Here is a 24,740-nt window from a genome sequence, read left to right as displayed (position 1 = left end):
TTGGCCGAAAACCCTGAGGGGCGCGCCCCTCAAGGTTATTTTTTCGTGTTGCACTTATTACTTGAACTCAGGAAGTATGAAAATCATAAGCCTGCACTCAAACAAAGTGACAGGCTTTTTTTTAATAATGGGTTTTCCACTTGATTCTCCGCTCAAAAAACCTCAACATCAAATGAAATTAATAACCAATCAGAGGATGTATGTGGCTTAATATCAAATCATTTGAAGACTACAAGAAAACTTTTAAAGAAAGTGAACAGGATCGGCTGAAATTTTGGGATCATGAAGCTGGGACATTTTATTGGCGAAAACGATGGGACAAAACTCAATCCGGGAGCTTTAAAGAGGCCAATATTAAATGGTTTGAAGGTGGAAAGTTGAACGTAACTGAAAATGCACTGGATCGCCACTTGAATACCATTGGCAATAAAACGGCATTTATTTTTGAACCGAATCACCCCGATTCCTTCCGCCGAACCATCACCTATAAACAGTTGCACGCGGACGTCTGCCGCTTTGCAAATGTGCTCGAGAGCAAGGGGGTTGAAAAGGGTGACCGCGTAGTTATTTATATGGCAATGACCCCGGAATTGGTAATCTCTGCCTTGGCTTGTGCACGAATTGGAGCGGTTCATTCCATTGTTTTTGCAGGATTTTCGTCTCAGGCACTTTCTGAGCGCATTAATGATTGCGATGCAAAAATGTTAATCACTAACGATGGACTTCGGCGAGGCGATAAGCACGTTCCGCTCAAAGATATCTCGGATGAAGCGCTCGAAAATTCTCCTTCAGTTGAAAATGTGATCGTATGTCAGCGTACCAACCGTGATATTGACTGGAAAAAAGGTCGTGATGAGTGGTGGCATATTTTAATTCGAAATGCTTCCAAAAAGCACGAAGCGGTAGAAATGGATGCCGAAGATCCGCTTTTTATTCTCTACACGTCAGGCTCAACCGGAAAACCTAAAGGAGTGGTTCATACCTGTGGCGGTTATATGGTATACACAAGCTATTCGTTCCGACAAGTATTTCAGGTAGGTGCTGATGATGTCTATTGGTGCACGGCTGATGCAGGCTGGATCACCGGACACAGTTATATCATTTACGGTCCTCTTTTTAACGGTGCTACTGGAATCATTTTTGAGGGGACACCAACTTATCCCGATGCTGGTCGTTTGTGGGAAGTTGTTGAGAAGTACAAAGTCACCCATTTTTATACAGCCCCAACGGCTATTCGCGCACTGATGTCATACGATATAGACTATGTCAAAAAATATGACCTGAGTTCACTGAAAGTACTTGGAACCGTTGGTGAACCGATTAATGAAGAGGCTTGGCATTGGTATCATGACCATATTGGCGGAGGAAAATGTCCGATCGTGGATACGTGGTGGCAAACGGAAACAGGTGGTATCATGATTTCGCCACTGGCGGGAATCACCCCAACCAAACCCGGATTTGCAACGCTGCCGCTTCCCGGAATTTTTCCGACTTTGATGGATGAAAACGGAGATGAGATTGAAGGAAATGGCGTACAGGGGAACTTGTGCATCAAGCATCCTTGGCCGGGAATTGCCCGAACGGTATATGGAGATCATGAACGATATATTCAAACCTATCTTAGTACATACGAGGGCTATTACTTTACCGGAGATGGCTGTCGTCGCGATGAAGATGGCTACTATCGAATCACGGGCCGCGTGGATGATGTGTTGAATGTTTCAGGTCACCGTTTGGGAACGGCGGAGATCGAGAATGCCCTTGATGAGCATCCCAAAGTAGTAGAGACAGCCGTAGTTGGATATCCACATGATATCAAAGGGCAGGGCGTGTATTCTTTTATGATCTGCGAAGGTGAGATTAAAGATCAGGAAGTATTCAAGAAAGAACTGCTGGATCTGGTTACCAAGATAATTAGTCCCATTGCCAAGCCGGATAAAATCCAGGTAGTAAGTGGATTACCGAAAACGCGCTCAGGTAAAATCATGCGCCGAATTTTAAGAAAGATTGCCGCGGATGATTTGGATAATCTCGGAGATACATCAACGCTGCTTGATCCAAGTGTGGTGGATGATATCAAGGCAGGAAAAGCAATTTAGAATGAAGATAACCTTTAAAGACCAATTAGCGCCAGTTTCTGGGCTGTGCGGTGTTTGATTCAGCAATCTTTTGGTCCAAACGGACGCTTGAACCAGTTTGCTAAAACTATCGAGAATTTAACTGTTTTTACCTTTGGCTCGCTCCATCACCCGGCTCGTCTCTATAATTATTTTTCAAACCTATTTAGGCTGAGCCGAAAGATGGAGCTATAGGATCAAATCCATCTTTCCGTTTCCCGGATGCTTAGGTAAGATGTAGTAAAAGGGAGAAACGGGGTGATGGATAGTACTTTCTATATCCCAAGCAAATACCCAATCGGTAGAATCAACAAACTCACTATTAACATGATCAACCGGAAGCGGGTTTTTACGAAATTAGGATGAAAAAATAATCCATAGGTGAGAGGCTTTTCGTTGGTCATCCAGTTGTAGTAATGGTGGCGGTGAACAGAGCCGAGAGCCATCGTCACATGTCCATGCAGAATGGTAAGCATAAAGGGAGTTGCAAAAATGAAAGCCCCGGCGTATCGCACAATAATATCCAGCCCCATCAATCCGGCTCCGTAAAAATACGGCCAGGCAAAAAGCACTATCATGGGAACCGTAAGCAACCAGTTGATGATGGAAATGCGCTTGTAGTTTGATTCGGTGAGTTCTGACAAGGAAGTGTTCAATTTAAATGTTATGTGTTAAATGATTAAGCAGCATTTAACACTTAACATTCATCATTTAAAATTAAATCTGCGAGGCAATAAGCATTTCGATTTCACGAAAATTCATATCAAACATTTTGGCGAGAGACTTTTTGGTGATGTGCTTTTTGTAGGAATAGGTGCCATTTCGGAGGGCTACATTCTCCCACAGACACTCCTTCACTCCGCCCGCATCGCCGATGGCTAAGATGTAGGGAACCAATACATTATTAAGGGCATAAGTGGCCGTTCTGGGTACATTAGCAGGTATATTTGGAACGCAGTGATGAATGACGTCATGCTCAGAATACACCGGGTTGGAGTGCGTGGTTGGCTTGCTGGTTGCCACACAACCGCCCTGATCGATCACGGTATCTACGACAACACTGCCCGGTTTCATATTGATGATCATTTCCTCCGTGACCCAGCAGGGAGAACGCTCTCCTTCCGCCATGGCAGCCCCGATGATGACATCTGCAAATCGTAAAGCTGAATTCAAATACTGATGATTGGCTACGGCAGTAATGATCCTCCGATCCAAAGCATTTTCTAATCGGCGAAGTGCAGTTAAATCGGTATCCATCACAAAGACCTGGGCTCCATAACCAAGGGCAGTTCGTGCGGCATACTCTCCGGTAATACCCGCCCCCAAAATAACGACAGTAGCAGGGGGTACCCCGGAAATTCCACCCAGCATAATACCTTGCCCGCCACTCATACTTTCAAGGTAGTGAGCAGCAATCTGCACCGACATAGAACCGGTAATCTCATGCATCATTCGTACCAAAGGAAATTCTTTATCCTCTCCCCGGATGAACTCATAGCCGATGCCGGTAATTGATTTATTAGTAAGAGCCTCCAAATATTTTTGGGTTTGGCTGCCCATATGAAGAGCTGAAATCAAAGCCTGATCTTCTTCCAAATACTCAAATTCTTCTTCAACCAAAGGAGCAATTTTGAGGATCAGTTCTGATTTTTTAAAGACTTCTTGGGAGCTATAGGCTAATTCAGCACCCGCATCAGCGTATTCGACGTCACTGAAATTAGCCGCTTCTCCGGCTCCTTTTTCTATAAAAACTTCATGCCCGTTTGCTTTCAGAATAGAAACACCACCCGGAGTGAGAGAAACACGCCGTTCATCGTTGGAGATCTCTTTAGGTAACCCAATTTTTAACGAAACCTTACTTTTTGAGCGAATGAGATGCTTTTCCAGCGTCTTCAATCCAATTTGTTCGGTATCCAGTGGTTTGATGTCCATAGGCCTAACTAGTTAAAATAGAAGTGTTATTTTGAAGATAGCGAATTTTGAGGATGAGTTATAAAGTGATGAAGTGAGGAGTGATAAAGTAGGCTTGAATTATTTTGGTTCAGTTATCAAAGTACCTGCCTACAGTTAGAATAATCTTTGGAAACTTACAGAAATTGAATCTTGGGAAAAGAGATAAAAAACTAACTTTATCACTCTTCACTTCATTACTACTCCCCAATCATCTCACGAAATGTTGCTTCATCCAAAATTTCTGTACCAAGTTTTTTCGCTTTATCAAGCTTGCTGCCTGCCGACTCTCCTGCCAACACATAGTCCGTATTTCCACTTACGGAAGAAGCTGTCTTTCCACCGTGTTTTTCGATGATTTCGGTGGCTTCTTTTCGTGTATAAGTTGGGAGTGAACCGGTAAGCACAAATTTCTTTCCCTCAAAAATGCTGGATGCTTGTTCCTCTTCCTCTTTTTCAAATTGAAGCCCATGTTCTCCAAGTCGGTGCACAATGGCTTTATTTTTTGGGTTGCTGAAAAACTTAACTACCGATTCTGCAATACGCGGTCCTATCGAGTCCACTGCTTCCAGCTCTTCTTTGGAAATAGATTGCAATTTCTCCATTGTTTTGAAAGCTTTAGCAAGGTCTTTGGCCACCGTTTTCCCGACAAAACGAATTCCCAATGCATAGACGACCCGCTCAAACGGTTGTTCCTTACTTTTCTTAATAGCATCAATTAAATTCTGAGCACTTTTTTCAGCCATGCGTTCCAGTTCAATGATTTGTTCTTTCTCTAAATCATACAGGTCGGCGTAAGTTTTGATCAAACCCTCGGACACTAACTGATCCACTACCGATTCCCCAAGTCCCTCAATGTCCATCGCATCCCGGGAGGCAAAATGTTCAATCCGAATTCGAACTTGTGGCGGACAGGTAGGATTCACGCATCGCCAGGCTACTTCATCTTCATATTTGATGAGCTCTGAATCACAGGCAGGGCATTTTTCAGGGAAGGTGTATGGGGCACTTCGTCCGGCTCGATCGGGATTTACCACGCTGATTACCTGTGGAATAATCTCACCGGCTTTTTCTACTACTACGGTATCGCCAATACGAATGTCTTTACGCTGAATTTCATCTTCATTATGAAGGGAGGCTCGTTTCACTGTTGTACCGGCTAATTCCACAGCATCCAGTTCTGCTACTGGAGTAATAGTGCCCAGTCTCCCCACTTGTAAAGTAATATCTTGTATAATCGTTGTAGCTTGTTCAGCTTCAAATTTATATGCTATGGCCCAGCGAGGAAATTTAGAAGTAGTTCCCAACTGCTCCCTCAAACTACTTTGGTTTACTTTGATAACCACACCATCCGTTTCGTAGGGCAGGTTATGGCGAAGCTCATCCCATTTTTTAATCAAAGCATGAATCTCATCCATTGATGAACACACTTTATAATATTCAGCCACAGGGAGGCCAAACTCGCGAAGTAACTCGGCTTTACGTGACTGTGTTAAAGCATTGTCTTCATCATCCAGCAGCAGATCAAAAGCAAAAAAGCGTATGGGACGTTGTGCAACTGCTTTTGGATCCTGCATTTTCAGTGATCCGGCGGTTGAGTTTCTTGGATTCGCAAATACATTCAGCCCTTCTTCTTCCCGCCTTTGATTCATCCGGGCAAAGGCTTCACGTTCCATATAGGCTTCACCCCGAACTTCTACCACAGCCGGGATATTATCTCCATTCAACCTCAGTGGTATATCCTGAATAGTTTTGATGTTATTGGTGATGTCATCTCCCTGTTGGCCATCACCACGGGTAGCTCCAAGCACCAATTCTCCGTTTTCATATCTCAGGCGAATGGAGGCTCCGTCAAATTTCAGCTCACACATGTAGTCATAATTGGTATGACCTAATATCCTTTGCACCCTCCCGTCAAAGTCGTTGAGTTCTTCTTCATTGTATGTGTTATCGAGGCTTAGGAGAGGAACGGGATGCTGAACGGTCTCAAAATCGGAGGAGACATCCCCACCTACACGATTGGTAGGAGATTCAGGGTCGTGCAGATCAAATTGTTCTTCAAGCTTTTCAAGTTCTTTTAGGTATTCATCGAACTCTTTATCACTTATAAACGGCTTGGCCTTTTGATAATAAGCTTCGTTGGCCTGGTCGAGTAGATTTCTGAGTTCTTCTACGCGTTCGCGGGCTTCTTTTTTGTTCATGAAATAGTAAGCTAAAATCTAATTCTGTAGGTTGAGCTGTCCGGTGCTCCTACATCCAGCGGAAACTCTTCAGGCGGCGGAGCAAGGAATGCAGGTTGTTCTAAAATAGAGCGGGTAATTAAAATAGAATTAAAAGTAGTGTCAAAATAGTTTTGACGTGGGTTTTGAATGACATGCCCGTTAAAAAGCAGTAAAAAATTTCTATACTGACCACGAACTAACAGAGAATCACGAAAATCGAATTTATAGGCTTGACCCTCTTCCATCCAGAAAGGATTTGTTTGCCAGTTAAAATCGCTGGTTACACGAACGGGATCTAATTTGTCGTATGCTGCATATACATCAATGGTAAGTGTATCTCCAAGGGTTATGCTATTTGATGGAGATGCTGTCTCAGGATCAGCAGTAGTATTCTGTTGAGATTCGTTTTCAACTGAATCATTGGCAGCGGGAATTTGAGATTGTTCGGTTTGGGGATTTTCTGCCATTTCCTGTTGAGCTACAGAAGGATCAGAGCTAAAAAACGAAGCAATATTATCACTGAAGATAATGCCTGAACCGACTATAATTACGATAATTGCTATAGACGCTGTAACTATCCAAATTTTAGAATTCGTGTTAGCCGCAGAGAATTTTTTACCCATATCTGCCCAATTAATTGAATCAGTAGCAGGAGTGGGGGCAGGGGCCGGACTGGTTTCAACCTGGGACGATTTCTTTGGCTGAGCCGATTCGCGAGCATCATCTACCGTGTCATCATCAGTTGAGGGTTTAAAATCGAGGGCAGTACCATAGCTTGGGGTGGATTCTTGCTGTGCAGATGTATCGTTCTTAAAAATATCTCCGGAATAATTTCCTTCTTCAACTTCATCCAGCGCCTGGACAATTTTCTCATCTTCAATTTTTAAAACCTTGGCATAGCTACGAACAAAACTGCGGATATATGTTTTATTCTTGGATGGATCGGAAAAAATGCTATCGTCCTCGATACTTTCCAAGGTATCCATAGGAATTTTAATGGCATTTTGTATATCCTCGAGGGAGAGGTTTTGGCTTTTTCGTATTGAAGCGAGATCTTTTCCGAGAGACATAAAGTATAGTTTGAGTCTGCGTACAAAATTATAAGAAGCTAAGTAAATAAATGTGATAGGAAAAGCAAACTTTTGACTTTAATCAATCACGGGATAAATATGCTTTTAAAAAGTTTTAAAGAGGGAATATCACATATCCTGTTTCCCAAAGTATGTACGGTTTGTGGGTTGAAATTATCATCCCAAGAGCAATTCGTCTGCAATCACTGCCTGAACGATAAATTTGAATTGGCTTATCGGGAAGGTAAGCAATCCTCAAGTGGAGCAATATTGCCGGAGGGAATTATTCTGCAACATGCCCTTTGGAATTTTGATAAGGGAGGTTATTTACAAGAATTATTGCATCAGCTCAAGTATCATAGATTAACGGGAGTAGGAGAAGATTTGGGACGGCAGTTGGGGAAAAGTCTTTTAATGAATCCCTTTTTTGTGCAAGCTATAAAGCAGAATAAAGTCAGATTGTTACCGGTTCCGTTGCATCCCAAAAAGCGTCGCATGAGAGGCTATAACCAAGCATTCCATATAGCCCACGGAATTGCTAAAGTCACTAAGTTGCATATTCTGTCCAAAGATGCCGTAAAGCGAATTAAAAACACCAGCACCCAAACCGGTTTTTCGCTCGAAAAAAGAAGAAAGAATATAGAAGGAGCCTTTGAAGTGGGGCATAAAGATGCAGTTAAAAACTGTCTAATTATTTTAGTGGATGATGTATTTACCACCGGTTCTACAACTTTTGAGTTGGCTTCAGAATTAAAAAAGTCGGGATGCAACCAAATGATTATTGCGACAGTGGCTCAAGCCTGAATCAGTGTATTTAAGTACCTATATTTACGATATGGAAAATTTTCAAAGAGGTCGTTTTAATTGGCAAATGCTTGAACTCCCTGATGGTATAACTACCTCAAACGGGAATTGGTATCATATCACAAGGGAAGGAATTAAAAAATATGTTCCGGGATTATTGGAACAGCACCCACTCGAAAAAATTATCGAAGAAGCTGATGCTTGGGTTAAAAGTGCCGATGGTATTTCCCTAATGTTCTTCTTTGTGCTTGCCGTTTTTGGAGTCACCCCCTGGTTAGCTGCCTTGATATCTTTGGTGGGATACTTTTTATGGTATTTCAATACCGGTGTATTTGTGAACATTATGACCACTCCGATTATTAAAATGCTTAGCAGAGATGGAGTGATTTATACCATTTCAGTGCTATTTTTGATTGGTGTTTCCCTACAGGATGCTATTTCAGGGCTGGATCTCGACGTGAGTTTTAATGCCATTTGGTACGGCCTGGGACTTTTCTTTTTGTATAAAGTAGGATTACTACGTCTGCTCATTCAGTTTCTGCAAAAGAAGTTTTTTGTATTACCGGATGTTTCTAAAGAAGACCGGGTTTTAAATATGCTGCTTATCCGGTATGGGTTGAAGTTAGGCAAACTCACCGGACAGGTGAATGAAATGGAAAAAGAATTGATTCGAATTATAAACTATCACAAAGAGAAGAAAAACAAAGATTAAAGATTTCAGGCACCCTATGAGGAAGGAATTATTTTTCATCCGCCACGGAGAGACGGACAATAACAAAGCAAGTATTATACAAGGCAGAAGTATAGATGCCTCCATCAATGAGACTGGTAGATTACAGGCCAAAGCCATTTGTAAAGCACTCGAGTCTTTTGAAATCCAACGAATAATAGCCAGTGGATTACGCCGCACCCACGAAACCGTACAACCCTTAGCTGAACAGCGTCAACTAAAGGTTGAAAAATATTCGGAACTGGATGAGATCAATTTTGGGGTATTGGAGGGGCAAGTTTATACAGAAATCAAAGATCAGGTAATGGCCGTACACGAACAGTGGAAAGGAGGAAATGTGGATTTTGCTCCCGAAAAAGGAGCATCGCCTCGCCAAACTTTTGAAAGGGCCAATGGAAAAGTGCAGGACGTATTATCCACCTCTTCAGAAGAAAACATAGTGTTTATGATCCATGGCAGGTTGACCCGGATATTGCTTTCCGAATGGCTGGGACACGGACTGAAAAACATGCATAAGATCGAACATCAAAACGGTGCCATTAACCGACTGACCTGGGAGAGTGGAAAATTTGAGCCCGTGGAGCTAAATAAGACGGATCATTTGGTGGAGTTGGTTTGAGGTGTGATGAAGGAAGGCCAAGGGTTTAAGTGTTCTCGGGATTATGATTTGTTTTTTAGTCTTATTAAGAGAAGACAAATGCAGGTATAATTTTTTCCAATTCCGTGTTAGAGAGTCGATCTATTTCTTTTTTACTTTCTCTCTTGTAATCATGATATATGGATTTGTTAACAACAGTGTTACTAACGTCAACTAATTTTCATAAATATAGCACCGTTGGCGTTAAGGTAGATTAGACGGTGGTGTGAGAGGCGCACCGTGAGTTTATGGCTGACGGTCGTTTGCTCGATTATAATGCGCTTTACTTCATTACGGCTTATCTTTAAGACATGAAATATCATAAAATATCATACGCCAAAATCAGAAGATGAGATCCTTCCCAACAAACTTGGATTAATCGATCCAGATAAGGTTGCAGATGAAGAATATCGTGGATTTCTTAGGGCTGAAATTAAAATTGAATCCGAATTAGATAAAACGGATGCTTTCGATTGGAACCTGATCTCAGAAATTCATCAAATCGCCCTACGTCATTTGTACGAGTTTGCAGGAGAACTTAGGCAAGTAAATATGTCCAAAGGTGGATTCACTTTTCCAACAGCCAAATTTCTACCAACCATTATTCAGGAATTTGAAACAGAATTTCTTAATGAGCTTCCTAAACAGATAGAAAGTTATGAGGTGCTGGTACAATATGTTGCTCCGATGCATGCTGAATTGTTATTCATTCACCCATTTAGAGAAGGAAATGGACGTACAGCACGACTTTTCTCAGATTTAATTACGGTAAAGTTTGACTTCGATAAATTCAGGTTCGAGAAAATTACAGAAAAGGGAATGTCTGAATATATAAAAGCCGTTCAATCAGCGGCAGAAAAGAATTACCAACCGATGATACAGCTTTTCAGGATGTTGGAGAAGTAACCTTTTCTTGAAACTCCTGAACCACTTCCCGGCGGATTTGCTCAGCTCTTTTTTTGGATATATCAATCCCTTCAATACGAAAAGATGCCCGCTGTGATTTCATAGCTCCACGGGAAATAGATTCGATATTTTTCTTTGATTTCATACCTTTAATATACCAAAAAGTGAATAAAAGTTCTTACCTGGTGAGGATTATAACGGCTTTCGGGTTAACCGGCTTGGCCTTATTGGCTGGTAATGTAAATAATACTGGGAACATCTTTTAGCAAACAAATTCTAAAAGGGCAAACAGCGACCAAGTCCACGTTGACACGCATTGTGTGTACCCGGCATGGGTGCCTGTGTACGGTGGTGTGAAAGGCGCACCGTGGACTTATGGTTCACGGCTGTCTACTCGATTATATAGCGGTGTAAATTACATGAATAGAAATTAAAATCTGACTTTTTCTTTAGTCCAACCGTTGTTGTCAAAACTGGAAAAAATTGCAGCATCGAGCAAACATGGATAAACTTGTGCTTTTTTACATAGTTCTTGAATTCCATCTAATACAAAATGATAATAGCCAACATCTCCAAGTGGAGAAGAACTTAAGGAGACAGGAAATCCAAATTCATTCAACCAGTTTGTAATCCGAGAGTCAATTGGTATCTCATATTTCGTTAAACCAAGTGCCTGTAGAAAATTTCTCGCTTGCTTTGGTCCAAGTCCTTTAAGTTCATCATTATATTTGTCAGCGATTCTACGTTCTTCTGTTTTTGAATCAATTTCCGCCAAGTTTTTTAATTCTGAAATAATAGCCCAATTATTCTCTTGAAACTTCTTGATATTCGAAGTAAAAAACTTACTAATCCGATTTAGAAATCTGGTTAAGTCATGGTCGGTAAGCGTGTCTTTTACAAAAAATTCAATATTATCGGATTGCTGAATCTTTTCATAGGTAACTGGAAATGGTGACTGTCCTAAAAAATTACCTACAACTGAATCAGGACCTGAACGTTGTTGTGATGTCAAAAGACACATTAGTAACGCCCGAATTATAGCGTCTTTATTTATTTGTAAATTAAGCCGATGAACATTTCGCTCTTTTCGAGCTTGTAAAAAGGCATTTTGATTACTACTAATCACTTCTTTTACCTTTCGAATATCATTTTGAGTAATACTCCATATTATTTCCATACGCAATTCATTTTAATTTATCTTTCCGCTATATAACATATAATTATATGTAACGAAGGAAGGTGTAAAAACTCATTATAAATTCCCAATCCCTCTGTTCACAAACCCTTGATATGTATTAAGGTATGTTATCAGGAATTAAAGGGTAAAAAATTCCTGATAAAATCTGTAAGGAATTGCTTCCTCATCACCGAATAAGCTGCAACATCTTCCCATTCCCTTTTGTGTTTTCGAGATTTCGTGGCATAGAAAATTCTAAACATGCCATACCTCAACCCGAAAATAGTTATCACTCTTCCATTTATTCCTTACCTTTCCATCCATCAAAAAAGAACCATTTTAGCCTGCTTTGGGTTTTATAATTCAAAGTGAAAACAACCCAGTGTTATGAGTGAAAAAGTAAGATCCATGTTTGCTGATATTGCCGATGATTACGATCGCATTAACAGCGTGTTATCGTTTGGCGTGCATCATGCATGGAGGAAAAAGGCGGTATTGGAAAGCGGAGCTCATGAAGGCGATCATGTATTGGATTGTGCTACGGGTACCGGCGACCTTGCCATTGAATTTAAAAAAGCAGTGGGAGATTCAGGCTATGTGATGGGCACTGATTTCTGCGCCCCTATGATAGAACCCGCCCCGGCCAAGGCAGAAAAAGAAGGACTCAAAATCGATTTCGAAGTGGCCGATGCCATGAACCTTCCGTATGACGATGACAAATTTGACATCGCCAGCATCGCTTTTGGAATCAGAAATGTGGATGATCCGGTAGTAGCGCTTAAGGAGATGGCTCGTGTGGTAAAACCGGGTGGCAGGGTGGTAGTGCTGGAATTTGGTCAACCCAAAGGATTGATGAAATTTCCCTATGAACTTTACAGTCAACACATCATGCCGGCCATTGGCGGATTGTTGAGCGGTAACCGAGAAGCATATACCTATCTCCCCAGAACCAGCGCTAAATTTCCCGCAGGTGATAAATTTTTGGCGTTGATGGATGAGTCTAAAGCGTATGAAAGTAGACGGGCCGTTAAGTTAACAGCGGGAATCGCATACGTTTATGTAGGAGTGGTTCAATAATGTTATATTCATCGGTCTAACAAATAAATAGTTTTATGAATATAGAAGATATCAAAAAAGTTATTCCACACCGTTACCCGTTTTTGCTGGTTGACCGTGTGCTGGAAGTGGAAGAAGCAAGCATTAAGGCGTACAAAAACGTCACAGCTAACGAAGAATTTTTTAATGGCCACTTTCCCGGTCAGCCGATTATGCCCGGGGTACTACAGGTAGAAGCACTTGCACAAGCCGGGGCCATCATGTTGATGACCCAGCAAGTTGATGATCCGCAGGAAACCCTGATGGTTTTTTCGGGGATCAACAAGTGTAAGTTCAGAAGACAAGTAGTTCCCGGAGATCAGCTGATGCTGGAAGTTGAGCTGGGCGCTAAAAAGCGAAATTTTGTAACCATGACCGGGAAGGCTACCGTTGAGGGGAAAGTAGCTTGCGAGCTTGAGGCTACAGCGGCATTGGTGCCACGGGAGAAGATATGAGTACCCAAAAACCTTCCGGTAAACCCGTAAAAGTAACGACCCAAACCGTGGTGGATATGAAAGCCAAAGGCGAGAAAATCGCCATGCTGACGGCTTATGATTTTACCATGGCGCAAATTATTGATCAGGCCGGAATTGAGATTATCTTGGTGGGAGATTCAGCCAGCAATGTAATGGCCGGACATGAAACTACCATCCCAATGACGCTCGATCATATGATTTATCATACCTCTTGTGTAGTACGAGGAGTGGACAGAGCTTTAGTAATTGCAGACTTACCTTTCATGAGTTACCAGGTTACCACCAAAGAGGCGCTTATCAGTGCGGGACGGATGATGAAGGAAGCCGGCGCTCATGCTGTAAAACTTGAGGGCGGACAATATATCGTTGACACCGTCAAGCGTATTGTGGATGCCGGAATCCCGGTAATGGGGCACTTGGGACTCACCCCGCAAAGCATTTATAAATTCGGAACCTACAAAGTTCGGGCTACCGAAGATCAGGAAGCAGAAGATCTGATTCGCGATGCCAAACTTCTGGAAGAAGCCGGGTGTTTCTCATTGGTATTAGAAAAAATTCCCGCAGATCTTGCTGAAAAAGTTACCAACGAAATTTCGATTCCTACCATTGGTATTGGTGCAGGTCCCTCTTGTGATGGTCAGGTTTTAGTAACGCACGATATGTTGGGGTTGAATAAAGAATTTAACCCACGGTTTTTACGTCGCTATGCAGATCTGAATGCTGAGATGACGAATGCAGTTCAAAATTATATCAAAGACGTAAAAGACAAAGATTTTCCTAATAAAGACGAGCAGTACGGCGGATGAGTAAATCAGAAAGACCTTTTATTTTAGTTAGTAATGACGATGGAATTTTCTCACCCGGTATCAAAGCACTTGCAGAAGTAGCCGCCGAATTTGGCGACGTTTATATCGTAGCTCCGGATAAAGAACAGAGCGCAGTGGGGCATTCTATTACCATTCAGGTTCCTTTACGCGCCAGTAAATTCACGGTGGCGGATAAATTTGAGGGTGAAGCTGTAAACGGAACACCTGCCGATTGCGTGAAATTAGCGCACGGACAGCTATTGGATCGCAAACCGGATTTGGTAGTCAGCGGTATTAATCACGGCAGTAACGCGGGTATCAATATTATGTATTCCGGAACGGTGAGCGCTGCAACAGAAGGAACTATTTTGGGATATCCCTCAATTGCGGTTAGTTGTACAGATTTTAATGAAGATGCCAACCTCAGGGGATGTCAGGAGGCAGCACGTCGTGTTATAAGGTTCGTATTAAAGAATGGTCTCCCTCGAGGAATCACCCTGAATGTGAACGCTCCTGCCGGTGAATTTACCAGTATTAAGTGGACTCGTCAGGCCGACAGTAGGTACGTAGAAGAATATGAGAGCCGCAAAGATCCATTTGACCGAGCCTATTACTGGCTGACCGGAAAATTTGAGTTACTGGATGAAGGTAAAGATTCGGATATCCATGCGTTAAATGACGGAAAAGCCACCGTAACTCCCATTCAATATGATTTAACAGCTTATCACCTGCTCGAAAATGTAGATGAGAGAAGTTTGAACGAGGAAGATTGAGTTATTAAACGTCTCCGGGGATGACAACTAATTCCATAAATCCCCACTCTGTAGTTGTCACACTGAGCAGCAAATGAGTTTGTATCGGGTTTTCTTGTATAACGCGAAGTGTCTCAAAGTCTGATCTGGCAAGTAGTATCTACCACTGTGATGCCTCGTGTTGAACACTACTGCCCTTTGTTACTTTTTATCCACTCGGCATGACAATTATAGAACTACTATCTCCCCATGAGTTTTCACCCACTGCCTTGTTTTTTTTAATATTAATGCCCGTTATCTGCCAATCGAATTAAAACATCTTGCCAAAAACGGTTGTAGATTTTTTTACTTTCCTTATTCATCTGAAGATGCATTTGTGATAAATGTGAAAGTCGTACGGTTTCCAGATGGTTTCCCCATTTCGCGCTATCTACGGAAACAAAGGCATCATTTTCTCCCTCTTCTTCAAAAATGTGATTATTCTGAAATCGCAAAACTGGGTTTATAGAATATTCGGTGCCTTTGCCTACTGCAGCGCTGTATGAATAATAGGCCACATCATCTACATCGGGGTGTTCGGGATTAAAGATTTCTTTCAAATAAGAGCATGTGAGCTGTTCGAGCGAGCCCAAGGCGTCACTTTTTGTTTTGGGATACATGTTGTTTCCAAACCAATCGAAAACGAGGCTGAGTTTTTCAGTTAGTAATTCGGGCACTTTCAGCACAAGATCGGCTAAACTGGATCCGTGATGCGGGGTGGCAACAGTGGTAAGGCTTTCAACACGGTCTGAAACATCCATTTTAGTGAGGGCGCATCGCATATCGAGTCCGCCCATACTGTGAGCAATAACATTTACTTTTTCATAGTCATGCTCTTCACAAAATTTGTGAATGAGCCGCACCCAGTTTTCAGCACGGGTTTCGATACGGGCATAGGGGACGGTATTCGGGGCGATAGCAACCACGCCGTGACCGCGAATTTCCATGCAGGGATCGTGCAAAGGACCTGATTTAATCACCGAACCGATGGCCCCATACCCATGACACAAAAAAACCGGGTACTTCAATTTCAGCAGATCCGGCTGTGGATATTCACTTAATTCAAATCTTTTTAGTAAGGTAGATCGGTCGGGTAAAGCCATGGTTATTCGGTTGTGGATAGAGAGTCGAGGTCAGTGTCGGTAGTCAGGTGAATGGTCCGTAAAATGGTATTGTGCTTGTACAAATGGATATGCATATCGCGGGATGGAAACCGAACTTTGGCCGGAGTATCAATTTCATACAGGCTCATATCTTTGTTCAAATAAATATGAAACACCGTTTTTGAAAACGAGGAAGGAACACGAACCTGGTAATTTTTACGGGTGAAAATAGTATCAATCTGAATGGTAGAGGTCTGGATTTGTGAAGGTTCAATGAGCGACTCCTGAAAGTGTAGATTAATCAAAGAATCAATCTGGCTGTGTGATCGAAGTACATACTGTTTTTCAGCCGGTGATGATGCAAGAATAAATCCGCTTACCACACATGACAAAACCAAGAGGACCGTAATTGCTTTTTTCCCGTTTTTCTTGCTGAACATAATTATTGCTTGGTAACTTGAATTCAGAAATTTACCTTCATCCTGAATCTATAAACTTCTGTACAAAAAGGATATGTCTTTTCAGGTTCAAAAAATTAAGACTAAAAAACAGATAGAAGCATTTCATCGCCTTCCAGAGCGGCTGTATAAAGATAATGCATGGTACCGACCCCCATTCAGGTTTGAAGTTGAGAATGTTTTTGATCCAAAAAAAAATGAGCGGTTTGAAAAAGGCGGGGAATGCGAGCGTTTTTTGGTTTCATTTAAAGATCATGTAGTAGGTAGATTTGCGCTGTTTACCGATCCCGAAAAAGACGAGCGGTATGATCCGAAATTAGGCGGGATTGGATTTATCGAGATGGAAAACCGTACAGGAATTGCAGAAACAATTGTTGATTTTGCAAAACAGTGGCATCAAAAAAGGGGATATGCAGGATTTAGAGGTCCCATTAATTTTGGGGAAAACGATAATTTTTGGGGAATTTTAATTGATGGCTTTAATAACCACAATGTGTATGGAATGCTCTATCACCACACCTATTACGAGGATTTGATGGAATCCACCTCCCCGGAAAAGTTCGATGATTTATACATGTATCAGCTTCAAATGGATCAGCCACTGCCGGAGCGATTGGTGAAAATAACGGACCGGCTCAAATCCAGAGAAAATGTAGAAGTTCGGCCTATCGATAAGAAAAATTTATATCGGGATGGGGAGCTTATTCGCCAGGTTTATAACCGGGCATTCAGTGATCAAATTATTGAAGAAAGGGAAGAAGAGTTCATTGGAATTTCAGAGCAAACCATTCAGCAAATGATTAAAAAGTTGAAACCGGTACTCATGCCCGAAACTTCACCCATTGTTTTTGTGGATGGGGAGCCTGCTTCTTTTTTGGTGAGTGTTCCGGATTTACATGAAATTTCTGCAAAAACGAACGGAAAATTGAAATGGTGGCAACTCCCAAAAATGGTAGGCTTTAAAAAGAGAGCTGAAAAATTCCGTCCCTTGGCGTTCGGCACCGACCCAAAATATAGAGGGAGGGGCTTAGAGGCCTTAGTTTTTATTGAAGGAGCGCAATGGACTCGAAAGCATTACCCGAATCTGAAAGTATTGGAAGGCGGCTTCGTAAGTGAAAAAAATTGGATTATGCGTCGAAGTTTGGAAGCTTTTGGCTGTGAGATTGCCAAAACTTATCGCGTGTATAAGTGGATGGTTGATTGAGGGTTGAAAGTTGAGAGTTGATAAAGTGATAGGTGTCAAATCAAATATTTGGGCTTCATCAAAATGAAGTGAAGGGCTGTACTGCAGGAACTAAATCTGTCACCCTATCAACTCTCAACTTTCAACTCTAAAACCTACCTAAATATCGAATTTAGAATCTCGATGGCAATATCCTTCTTAGTGCCCTGAAATTTTTGATCAGAATCTTTGCTTAACAAATGAACGGTGTTGGTATCTCCCTCAAATCCGGACTCTTTGTCATTTAGTAAGTTAGCTATAATGTAATCAGCATTCTTCTTTTCCAGTTTTGAAGTCGCATTTTCGATCAGGTTTTCCGTTTCCATGGCAAATCCGATGAGCATTTGCCCCTCTTTTCTATGTTCACCAAGCCAAGCAAGTATATCTTGCGTTCTTTCAAGTTCTATAGAATTCACGGCGTCGGTTTTCTTCACCTTATTTTTATGAATCTCTACAGGGGTGAAATCTGAAACGGCAGCGGCCATAATGATGACATCAGCATCTGCATGTTCCTTTACGACTTCAAAAAGATCGCCGGTACTGGTGATAGAAACAGAATGAATGCCGTCAGGTTTGGCTATTGAAAGTGGGCCGTGAATCAGGGTGACATCCGCCCCCAAACTTTGAGCCGCCTCTGCAATTGCAACTCCCATTTTACCGGAGCTTGGATTTGAAATAAACCGAACCGGGTCAATATGTTCACGGGTTGGACCGGCCGTAACTACTACTTTTTTGCCTTCCAGTGGTCCTTTCACAGAACCAATAATCTCAGAAGCTTTCTCTAAAATTTTATCAATCTCAGGCAAACGGCCTTTGCCCTCAAGCCCACTTGCTAAATATCCTGATTCAGGTTCCAGAATGTGATATCCGAATTCTTTAACCTTGTCCAGGTTTCGGGACACTCCGGGGGAGTCATACATTTCCCCATCCATAGTAGGGCAGAGGAGTACGGGACACCGGGCTGCAAGCACGGTACTGGTAAGCATGTTATCCGAAATGCCGGTGGTTATTTTGGCAAGGGTGTTTGCCGTGCATGGAGCAATCACAAAAAGATCAGCCCATTCGCCCCAGTTTATGTGACGGGTCCAGTCGCCAGAATTTGGTTTGTCGGGAAATATTTCAACTGCCACCTCATGACCGGAAAGAGAAGCAAAAGTTTCTAAACCAACAAAGCGGGTGGCCGAGGGCGTCATGGTGACGCGGACTTCAGCTCCCGCTTTTTGAAATTCTCTCAATAAGAAAGCAGCTTTATAGGCTGCAATTCCTCCGGTAACACCTAAAATGATGCGCTTACCGGAGAGCATATTTAGTCTTCTTTATCAGGGTGACGATAGTAGATATCGTCATTTTCCATTTCCACAATAGCACGTTGTGTGGCATGTGGTAATTTTTCAAAAGCTTTTGAAATGTTTTCTTGCTCTTCGTTAAAAGAAAACTCGTCTTCTTCTTCAAAGCCTTCGAAATATTGAAGCTTCTCATCCAGCTCCAGTTTTTCCTGAGCAGCAATTTGTCGGGCTCTTTTGGAAAGGATTACAAGCAACTCGTATTTGTTACCTGTTTTAAATTTTAGCTTTTCAATGTCTAATGTTTTTACTGACATATGTGGTCTCAGTTTTTATTCATGAATTTGAGAACGGCTTCTCTAACTTCTTCATAGGCCGTGTCAAGATCATCATTAATGATTACCTGATCAAATTGATCAGCGTAAGTAAGTTCTTCTTTTGCACGTTGGAGTCGCAGAGCAAGTGTTTCATTGTCTTCAGTTCCGCGATTCGTTAAGCGCTGCTTCAATACATCAATTGAAGGGGGTTTGATGAATAAACTCAAACATTCATCGCCGTATATCTCTTTGATGTTAACGGCACCTTTTACTTCAATATCAAGCAGAACAAAATACCCTGAATTTAGTTTTTTATCAACTTCTGAACGCAAGGTACCATACTTCTTTCCTCCATAGAATTCTTCCCACTCCAGAAAAGCATTTTCTTTAATTTTTTGGTTGAAATCGGCCTCTTCAAGGAAGTAATAGTGTTTTCCGTCTTCTTCGCCTTCCCGAGGTGGACGTGTAGTTGCCGAAACGGAAAATTTAAGGTCTTCAAATTCCTTGAAAAGCCGGCGTGCCAATGTCGTTTTTCCGCCTCCGCTGGGTGCCACTAAGATGATTACTTTACCTTTTCTATCCATTCTGGAATTAAAAATTCAAGATTAAAAATTCAAAATTGTAAAGAGAATTTTGAATTTTAAATTTTTCATTTTGAATTATTCTATTCAACGTTTTGTACTTGTTCGCGGATTTGTTCAAGGGCTTCTTTGCATTTTACAACGTACTGGGCAATCTCAGAATCGTTAGCTTTTGAACCGATGGTGTTGAGTTCCCGGTTAATTTCCTGAGTTAGGAAATTCAGCCTTCTTCCGGCGGGTTCGGGTTGTTCTACCGCTTCTAAGAAAAATTTAAGGTGAGAACGTAATCGTACTATTTCTTCGGTGACATCCATTTTGTCAACCAAAACAGCCACTTCCATCTCCAATCTTTCAGGATCAAGCGAATCGTCCTCCAGTAAGTTATTGATGCGTTCGCGAAGTTTGTCCCGTGTTTCCTCAGCCCGGCCTTCTGTTTTTGTAGTTATGATCTCCATGTTTGATTCAATGAATTTGATACGATCTACAAGATCATTTTTAAGCTGATCTCCTTCTTGCGTACGCATCACCAACAAAGATTCCAGGGCTTCATTGAGTGCCTTTTGAGCAACTTCCCATTTTTGCTCTATAATTTTTTCATCCTCTTCTTTATTCACAAATACATCACTGAATTGTGTGATGTCTCGTACTGTAATGGGTTCTTCAATACCGGCAACAGAGCGAAGATTATACAAGATTCTCGAATATCCCTTCACTTTCTCTTCATTAACTGAAATTGAAGGACCTGCAGATTCTGCTTCAGATATATAAACCGTGATATTCAGCTTTCCCCGATTAATTGTTTTTTGAGCCAGTTCCTTAACCTTCAGCTCTTTGTCTTGAAGTTGCTGCGGTAATCGAGTGCTTACATCCAAGTAGCGACTGTTTAGAGATTTTATCTCAACGGTTGCGTTGATGTCATGTTCAGTAGCTTCGCCACGTCCGAAGCCGGTCATTGATACAATCATATTCCTACTGCTGATGAAAATTGAGCGAGAAAATACGAAAGTATAGGTGGGATAAGAAATTAAGCATTAAATATTACTCCTCTTCTACTTTACTTAAGCTCTTTGCATTAACACAATAGCGCAATCCGGAAGGTTCCGGGCCGTCTGGAAATACATGGCCAAGGTGGGCATCACAGGTATTGCATAAGGCCTCAATGCGCACCATACCGTGAGAAGTATCCATCTTGTACTTCACAGCATTTTCTTTCACAGGTTGTGTGAATGAAGGCCATCCGGAGCTGCTTTCAAATTTAGTGGTAGCATCGAATAATGTGGTTCCGCAGCAAACGCATTCATATAGGCCCGGATCAAATTTATAGCACATATCGCTTGAGCCGGGTCGTTCGGTTCCTTTTAATCGCGTTATAGCATATTCTTCATCGGAGAGCTCTTTTTTCCACTCTTCATCAGGTTTCTCAACGCGTATTTCTGGTTCGGGATTTCCGTTTTTGGCAAAGTTTTTTAGGTCTTTCCAGGTTAACATATTCAATAAAATTTGTTTGTGATCATACTCTATGAAGTAATCGCTTTCTATATGCGTTCTCAAAGGTAGAGATCAATTTGATTCTTTTTTCTTCAGTAATTCGTTTACTTCTTCACCAGAAAGTTCTTCTTTTTCGAGCAACAATTCTGCTACTTTATCTAAGACTTCACGATTTTCTTTGAGTGTATTAATCGCTCGTTCAAATGCTTCTTTCGATATTTTCTGAACTTCTTCATCAATTTCCCGGGCGGTAGAATCGCTGTACTCCCGCTGCCGGCTCATATCGCGGCCAAGAAAAATTTCTTGTTCTTCGCTTCCAAATGAAACGTGGCCAAACCGGTCGGTCATCCCAAGATCCAGCACCATTTTCCGGGACAGTTTGGCAACTTGTTTGAGGTCATCTTGCGCACCGCTGGTGGAAGTCTCAAAGATAAGATCCTCTGCAGCACGTCCCCCCATAATTACAGCCAGCCGGTCCAGCAAATATTCACGTTTATAGATGTATTTTTCTTTTTCAGGAAGCTGCTGTGTTACTCCCATAGCTTTACCGCGAGGGATAATAGTAACTTTATGTATCGGATCGGAATGGGGTAATACTGCGGCGACTAAAGCGTGTCCTGCTTCATGGTAAGCCAGTAATTTTTTCTCATCGTCATCGATGGTGATACCGTCCCTTTCAAGCCCCATCAGTACTTTATCACGCGCTTTGTCAATATCTTGCATCGCAATTTTATTTCGTTTGTTTCTTCCTGCATACAATGAAGCTTCATTTAATAGATTTTCAAGGTCAGCGCCGCTGAAACCGGGAGTACTGCGGGCAATTTTTTCCAGGTCCACATCATCCTGTAATTTTTTATTCCGGGCATGGATTTTCAGAATTTCATGCCGCGCCTTTTGCTTGGGAAGGTTAACGGTGATTTGGCGATCAAAACGGCCGGGACGCAAAAGGGCTTTATCCAGAATATCGGGACGGTTTGTCGCTGCCATAACTACCACACTTTCGGTAGGTTCAAAACCATCAAGTTCCGAAAGCAATTGATTCAAGGTTTGTTCTCGTTCGTCGTGACCACCACCTAAACCGGCTCCCCGCCTGCGGCCGATAGAATCAATTTCATCAATGAAAATGATGCTTGGGGCAACCTTCTTAGCCTTATCAAACATATCGCGGACTCGTTTTGCACCCACACCCACAAACATTTCCATAAAGTCGGAGCCCGAAATACTGAAAAAGGGAACATCGGCTTCTCCTGCTGCTGCTTTTGCCATAAGGGTTTTCCCGGTGCCGGGAGGGCCTACCATCAATAACCCTTTGGGTAGTTTTGCTCCAATTTTTTCAAACCGATCAGGTTCTTTCAGAAATTCAATGATCTCTTGCAATTCTTTTTTGGCGTTATCAAGACCGGCTACATCGTCAAATTTAGTATCCTGTTTTTCGGGTTCCTGAAGCTTGGCTTTGCTCTTTCCAATATTGAAGAATCCCTGGCTTTGCGATCGCATCCGCTGATAGAACATGATTCCTATAAACACGAAGAAAATGATAGGTAGTATGATAAGTAGGATATACCACCAACTGTATTCTGATTCCGGTTGAGCCGAAATGGTTACATCTTGTTCTTCAAGGCGTTGGTAAAGATCTTCATCGCCAAAAGAAGGGATGTAGGTTGAAAAACTTTCAGCCCGAAGAGTATCCCCGGCAACTTGTAGAATTTGTTCAGATTTAAATTCTCCCTGAATTTGATCTCCCTGTACATGAACCCGCTCTACATTTCCTTGATTGAGATGTGAACGAAATTCTGAATATTCAATTTCAGGAGTTCCTCCTACAAAGACATCTCCAGAAGACATATACCAATTATAGAAGAGGGCGATGAGTATCAGCCAGATAAGTGCACTTGTCCAACCAAAATTTGGTCTTTTGTTACCGGACCATTTGCCCAGTTTCTTATTCCTGTTTTGTTTTTGCTGTTTATTTTTTTCTTCAGGCAAAACTAAGTTTTTGTAATTAAATATTACCGAAGTACTCTTAAATACATCAACTAAAACATAGAAACAGGGCGATTTAGTTTCTTTAATTATCTACGAATTAAAGATAAAGTGAGCAGGCTATTTTTTTAGCTTTAAAAATAATGCTGAAGCTATTTCAGCAAGTCAAAGATTTTTCCGGCAAAAGCTTTAGCAGCTTCAGGAGAGCGACCTTCAGAATAAATACGAATAATAGGCTCCGTATTTGATTTCCGCAGGTGAACCCATCCCTCAGCAAAATCAATTTTTACGCCATCAACGATGTTGGGTTCAAGGCTTGAAAAATGCTTTTTGACCATTTCCAGGACTTCATCGGCATCTTTTTCTAATTCATCAAGCTGAATTTTGTTCTTACTCATGAAGTAATCCGGGAGAGAAGCTCGGTATTCCGAAGCACTCATATCTTTTTCAGCAAGATGTTGAAGCACCATAGCCGTTCCAACTAAAGCATCGCGACCGTAGTGAAGATCGGGACAGATTACACCGCCGTTTCCTTCACCGCCTATAACTGCATCTTGTTCCTGCATAACTTTAACCACATTGATTTCTCCTACGGCCGAGCGATAGCATTTCTGTCCGTGCTCACGAGCCACATCATCGGAAACACGAGAGGAAGAGAGGTTGGTAGCGCAAGCGCCCTCTTTCTTTCCCAGAATGAAATCAAAAGCAGTGGCTTGGGTGTACTCCTCACCAAATAGTTTTCCGGTATCGTCTACTAAAGCCAATCGGTCTGCATCCGGATCGGTGACGACGCCCAGGTCTACCTTCTTTTCTTTTACCAGTTCACAAATCTCGGCGAGGTGTTCGGGGAGTGGTTCGGGATTGTGAGGAAAGATTCCATTTGGGGTGCAATGCAATTTGTGGACTGTTTTGACTCCAAGTTTTCCCAGGAGCCTTGGTAAAGCTTCTGAACCGGCTCCATTAACAGCATCTACAGCTACAGAAAAATTCTTGGCAGCAATTTCTTCTTTGTTGATGTAGGGCAGATCCAAAATCTTCCGGATATGGTCATCCAACATTTCCGGATCTTCGGTAATGGTTCCTATTTTATCAAAAGACTGATAAGCAAATTCACCGGATTCTGAAATCTCAATTACTTTTTTGCCTTGATCTGCATCCAAAAACTCACTCTTTTCGTTCAATAATTTCAGGGCATTCCATTCGGCAGGATTATGGCTGGCAGAGATAATAATTCCTCCCGCTGCTTTATGTTTTAAAACCCCCATAGCTACAGTAGGTGTTGGGACAATCCCAACTTTAACAACATCACATCCAACACTTGCCAGCGTAGCAGCTACGATATCTTCACAAAGCTGTCCGGTTACGCGAGAATCCCGACCAACTACTACTGTTCCTCCTTCGAGCCATGTTCCGTAGGCGGCGGTAAATTTTGAAAGATTCTGAGGGGTGAGGTCGGTCCCGAAAATGCCCCGAATACCCGATATGGAAATCATTAATGCCATTTTATTCGTCTTTATTTAGTTA

25 protein-coding genes are annotated in these 24,740 nt (G+C 42.0%); 10 read left to right on the top strand and 15 right to left on the bottom strand.

All coding sequences use genetic code 11. The features are described 5' to 3' along the window. Window positions 1–200: 200 nt before the first annotated feature. Window positions 201–2,099, top strand: a complete 1,899-nt coding sequence (acs, locus tag RI561_RS02280) for an acetate--CoA ligase (protein ID WP_395078596.1) — start codon at window positions 201–203, stop codon at window positions 2,097–2,099. Window positions 2,100–2,392: 293 nt separating this feature from the next. Here acs and RI561_RS02275 read toward each other — a convergent pair whose 3' ends face one another. From RI561_RS02275 to RI561_RS02260, 4 genes are all read right to left on the bottom strand, one after another. Beyond that, window positions 2,393–2,761, bottom strand: coding sequence for a hypothetical protein (locus RI561_RS02275; protein WP_395078595.1), 369 nt, complete (start codon window positions 2,759–2,761; stop codon window positions 2,393–2,395). 73 nt (window positions 2,762–2,834) lie between these two features. After that, window positions 2,835–4,049: an alanine dehydrogenase gene (locus RI561_RS02270; RefSeq protein WP_395078594.1), complete on the bottom strand. Its 1,215-nt coding sequence runs from the start codon at window positions 4,047–4,049 to the stop codon at window positions 2,835–2,837. A gap of 218 nt (window positions 4,050–4,267) precedes the next feature. Further along, on the bottom strand, window positions 4,268–6,268 hold the full coding sequence (gene ligA / locus RI561_RS02265) for an NAD-dependent DNA ligase LigA (protein ID WP_395078593.1): 2,001 nt from the start codon (window positions 6,266–6,268) through the stop codon (window positions 4,268–4,270). A gap of 11 nt (window positions 6,269–6,279) precedes the next feature. Further along, entirely contained in the window at window positions 6,280–7,359 is a 1,080-nt protein-coding gene (locus RI561_RS02260; protein ID WP_395078592.1) for a helix-turn-helix domain-containing protein, read from the bottom strand. 99 nt (window positions 7,360–7,458) lie between these two features. On the opposite strand from RI561_RS02260, the gene RI561_RS02255 reads away from it, so the two are divergent. The 4 genes from RI561_RS02255 to RI561_RS02240 all read left to right on the top strand — a co-directional run bounded on the left by RI561_RS02255 (window position 7,459) and on the right by RI561_RS02240 (window position 10,436). Beyond that, window positions 7,459–8,163: a ComF family protein gene (locus tag RI561_RS02255; RefSeq protein ID WP_395078591.1), complete on the top strand. Its 705-nt coding sequence runs from the start codon at window positions 7,459–7,461 to the stop codon at window positions 8,161–8,163. A 31-nt stretch (window positions 8,164–8,194) separates the two neighbouring features. Continuing rightward, entirely contained in the window at window positions 8,195–8,875 is a 681-nt protein-coding gene (locus tag RI561_RS02250; RefSeq protein ID WP_395078590.1) for a hypothetical protein, read from the top strand. Between the two features lie 16 nt (window positions 8,876–8,891). After that, on the top strand, window positions 8,892–9,512 hold the full coding sequence (locus RI561_RS02245) for a histidine phosphatase family protein (RefSeq protein ID WP_395078589.1): 621 nt from the start codon (window positions 8,892–8,894) through the stop codon (window positions 9,510–9,512). 336 nt (window positions 9,513–9,848) lie between these two features. Beyond that, entirely contained in the window at window positions 9,849–10,436 is a 588-nt protein-coding gene (locus tag RI561_RS02240) for a Fic/DOC family protein (RefSeq protein ID WP_395078661.1), read from the top strand. Here the strand turns inward: RI561_RS02240 and RI561_RS02235 are convergent. Next, window positions 10,417–10,581, bottom strand: a complete 165-nt coding sequence (locus RI561_RS02235; RefSeq protein ID WP_395078588.1) for a hypothetical protein — start codon at window positions 10,579–10,581, stop codon at window positions 10,417–10,419. The two genes, RI561_RS02240 and RI561_RS02235, sit on opposite strands and share 20 nt — an antisense overlap. Before the next feature lie 285 nt (window positions 10,582–10,866). After that, the gene (locus RI561_RS02230) at window positions 10,867–11,613 is read right to left on the bottom strand and encodes a hypothetical protein (protein WP_395078587.1); all 747 of its coding nucleotides are present in this window, start codon (window positions 11,611–11,613) and stop codon (window positions 10,867–10,869) included. A gap of 387 nt (window positions 11,614–12,000) precedes the next feature. Between RI561_RS02230 and ubiE the strand changes: the two genes are divergently transcribed. From ubiE to surE, 4 genes are read left to right on the top strand one after another with little or no spacing between them, the layout of a single operon-like run. Beyond that, the gene (gene ubiE / locus RI561_RS02225; RefSeq protein ID WP_395078586.1) at window positions 12,001–12,690 is read left to right on the top strand and encodes a bifunctional demethylmenaquinone methyltransferase/2-methoxy-6-polyprenyl-1,4-benzoquinol methylase UbiE; all 690 of its coding nucleotides are present in this window, start codon (window positions 12,001–12,003) and stop codon (window positions 12,688–12,690) included. Window positions 12,691–12,725: 35 nt separating this feature from the next. Beyond that, window positions 12,726–13,163, top strand: coding sequence for a 3-hydroxyacyl-ACP dehydratase FabZ (gene fabZ, locus RI561_RS02220; protein ID WP_395078585.1), 438 nt, complete (start codon window positions 12,726–12,728; stop codon window positions 13,161–13,163). Next, window positions 13,160–13,990, top strand: a complete 831-nt coding sequence (gene panB / locus RI561_RS02215) for a 3-methyl-2-oxobutanoate hydroxymethyltransferase (protein ID WP_395078584.1) — start codon at window positions 13,160–13,162, stop codon at window positions 13,988–13,990. Before fabZ ends, panB begins: the two co-directional genes overlap by 4 nt. After that, window positions 13,987–14,763 (top strand): 5'/3'-nucleotidase SurE, encoded by a 777-nt coding sequence (gene surE, locus RI561_RS02210; RefSeq protein WP_395078583.1) that lies wholly within the window; start codon window positions 13,987–13,989, stop codon window positions 14,761–14,763. The genes panB and surE overlap by 4 nt, the downstream gene beginning before the upstream one ends. A 263-nt stretch (window positions 14,764–15,026) precedes the next feature. On the opposite strand, the gene RI561_RS02205 is transcribed toward surE, so the two are convergent. Both RI561_RS02205 and RI561_RS02200 read right to left on the bottom strand, forming a co-directional pair. Further along, window positions 15,027–15,884 carry an esterase/lipase family protein gene (locus tag RI561_RS02205; protein ID WP_395078582.1) on the bottom strand — a complete coding sequence of 286 codons (858 nt, stop codon included), beginning with the start codon at window positions 15,882–15,884 and terminating at the stop codon, window positions 15,027–15,029. 2 nt (window positions 15,885–15,886) lie between these two features. Continuing rightward, window positions 15,887–16,324, bottom strand: a complete 438-nt coding sequence (locus RI561_RS02200) for a hypothetical protein (protein ID WP_395078581.1) — start codon at window positions 16,322–16,324, stop codon at window positions 15,887–15,889. Between the two features lie 73 nt (window positions 16,325–16,397). Here RI561_RS02200 and RI561_RS02195 point away from each other — a divergent pair, with 73 nt between their 5' ends. Further along, window positions 16,398–17,546 carry a hypothetical protein gene (locus tag RI561_RS02195; protein ID WP_395078580.1) on the top strand — a complete coding sequence of 383 codons (1,149 nt, stop codon included), beginning with the start codon at window positions 16,398–16,400 and terminating at the stop codon, window positions 17,544–17,546. Window positions 17,547–17,680: 134 nt separating this feature from the next. On the opposite strand, the gene coaBC is transcribed toward RI561_RS02195, so the two are convergent. The 7 genes from coaBC to glmM all read right to left on the bottom strand — a co-directional run bounded on the left by coaBC (window position 17,681) and on the right by glmM (window position 24,718). Further along, on the bottom strand, window positions 17,681–18,868 hold the full coding sequence (gene coaBC, locus RI561_RS02190; protein ID WP_395078579.1) for a bifunctional phosphopantothenoylcysteine decarboxylase/phosphopantothenate--cysteine ligase CoaBC: 1,188 nt from the start codon (window positions 18,866–18,868) through the stop codon (window positions 17,681–17,683). Window positions 18,869–18,870: 2 nt separating this feature from the next. Next, window positions 18,871–19,164 (bottom strand): DNA-directed RNA polymerase subunit omega, encoded by a 294-nt coding sequence (locus tag RI561_RS02185; RefSeq protein WP_395078578.1) that lies wholly within the window; start codon window positions 19,162–19,164, stop codon window positions 18,871–18,873. 8 nt (window positions 19,165–19,172) lie between these two features. Further along, window positions 19,173–19,748: a guanylate kinase gene (gene gmk / locus RI561_RS02180; RefSeq protein ID WP_395078577.1), complete on the bottom strand. Its 576-nt coding sequence runs from the start codon at window positions 19,746–19,748 to the stop codon at window positions 19,173–19,175. Window positions 19,749–19,828: 80 nt separating this feature from the next. Next, window positions 19,829–20,710 (bottom strand): YicC/YloC family endoribonuclease, encoded by an 882-nt coding sequence (locus tag RI561_RS02175; protein ID WP_395078576.1) that lies wholly within the window; start codon window positions 20,708–20,710, stop codon window positions 19,829–19,831. Window positions 20,711–20,783: 73 nt separating this feature from the next. Further along, complete coding sequence (msrB, locus tag RI561_RS02170) at window positions 20,784–21,233, bottom strand: peptide-methionine (R)-S-oxide reductase MsrB (protein ID WP_395078660.1); 450 nt, start codon at window positions 21,231–21,233, stop codon at window positions 20,784–20,786. Between the two features lie 72 nt (window positions 21,234–21,305). Continuing rightward, window positions 21,306–23,219 (bottom strand): ATP-dependent zinc metalloprotease FtsH, encoded by a 1,914-nt coding sequence (gene ftsH, locus RI561_RS02165; RefSeq protein WP_395078575.1) that lies wholly within the window; start codon window positions 23,217–23,219, stop codon window positions 21,306–21,308. A gap of 149 nt (window positions 23,220–23,368) precedes the next feature. Next, window positions 23,369–24,718, bottom strand: a complete 1,350-nt coding sequence (glmM, locus tag RI561_RS02160; protein WP_395078574.1) for a phosphoglucosamine mutase — start codon at window positions 24,716–24,718, stop codon at window positions 23,369–23,371. Between the last annotated feature and the right edge of the window lie 22 nt (window positions 24,719–24,740).

Origin of the sequence: Gracilimonas sp. (genome assembly GCF_031581265.1) — a bacterium.
In the GTDB taxonomy this organism is placed as follows: Bacteria; Bacteroidota; Rhodothermia; order Balneolales; family Balneolaceae; genus Gracilimonas.
This window is presented reverse-complemented; position numbering and strand designations above follow the sequence as displayed.

Coding starts and splice junctions, on each gene's coding strand:
- RI561_RS02260 (WP_395078592.1), bottom strand. CDS start 7,359: ATGTCTCTCGGAAAAGATCTCGCTTCAATACGAAAAAGCCAAAACCTC.
- RI561_RS02230 (WP_395078587.1), bottom strand. CDS start 11,613: ATGGAAATAATATGGAGTATTACTCAAAATGATATTCGAAAGGTAAAA.
- RI561_RS02185 (WP_395078578.1), bottom strand. CDS start 19,164: ATGTCAGTAAAAACATTAGACATTGAAAAGCTAAAATTTAAAACAGGT.
- surE (WP_395078583.1), top strand. CDS start 13,987: ATGAGTAAATCAGAAAGACCTTTTATTTTAGTTAGTAATGACGATGGA.
- RI561_RS02175 (WP_395078576.1), bottom strand. CDS start 20,710: ATGATTGTATCAATGACCGGCTTCGGACGTGGCGAAGCTACTGAACAT.
- panB (WP_395078584.1), top strand. CDS start 13,160: ATGAGTACCCAAAAACCTTCCGGTAAACCCGTAAAAGTAACGACCCAA.
- fabZ (WP_395078585.1), top strand. CDS start 12,726: ATGAATATAGAAGATATCAAAAAAGTTATTCCACACCGTTACCCGTTT.
- RI561_RS02195 (WP_395078580.1), top strand. CDS start 16,398: ATGTCTTTTCAGGTTCAAAAAATTAAGACTAAAAAACAGATAGAAGCA.
- RI561_RS02205 (WP_395078582.1), bottom strand. CDS start 15,884: ATGGCTTTACCCGACCGATCTACCTTACTAAAAAGATTTGAATTAAGT.
- RI561_RS02270 (WP_395078594.1), bottom strand. CDS start 4,049: ATGGACATCAAACCACTGGATACCGAACAAATTGGATTGAAGACGCTG.
- RI561_RS02250 (WP_395078590.1), top strand. CDS start 8,195: ATGGAAAATTTTCAAAGAGGTCGTTTTAATTGGCAAATGCTTGAACTC.
- glmM (WP_395078574.1), bottom strand. CDS start 24,718: ATGGCATTAATGATTTCCATATCGGGTATTCGGGGCATTTTCGGGACC.
- msrB (WP_395078660.1), bottom strand. CDS start 21,233: ATGTTAACCTGGAAAGACCTAAAAAACTTTGCCAAAAACGGAAATCCC.
- gmk (WP_395078577.1), bottom strand. CDS start 19,748: ATGGATAGAAAAGGTAAAGTAATCATCTTAGTGGCACCCAGCGGAGGC.
- acs (WP_395078596.1), top strand. CDS start 201: ATGTGGCTTAATATCAAATCATTTGAAGACTACAAGAAAACTTTTAAA.
- coaBC (WP_395078579.1), bottom strand. CDS start 18,868: ATGCTCTCCGGTAAGCGCATCATTTTAGGTGTTACCGGAGGAATTGCA.
- ubiE (WP_395078586.1), top strand. CDS start 12,001: ATGAGTGAAAAAGTAAGATCCATGTTTGCTGATATTGCCGATGATTAC.
- RI561_RS02200 (WP_395078581.1), bottom strand. CDS start 16,324: ATGTTCAGCAAGAAAAACGGGAAAAAAGCAATTACGGTCCTCTTGGTT.
- RI561_RS02245 (WP_395078589.1), top strand. CDS start 8,892: ATGAGGAAGGAATTATTTTTCATCCGCCACGGAGAGACGGACAATAAC.
- ligA (WP_395078593.1), bottom strand. CDS start 6,268: ATGAACAAAAAAGAAGCCCGCGAACGCGTAGAAGAACTCAGAAATCTA.
- RI561_RS02255 (WP_395078591.1), top strand. CDS start 7,459: ATGCTTTTAAAAAGTTTTAAAGAGGGAATATCACATATCCTGTTTCCC.
- RI561_RS02235 (WP_395078588.1), bottom strand. CDS start 10,581: ATGAAATCAAAGAAAAATATCGAATCTATTTCCCGTGGAGCTATGAAA.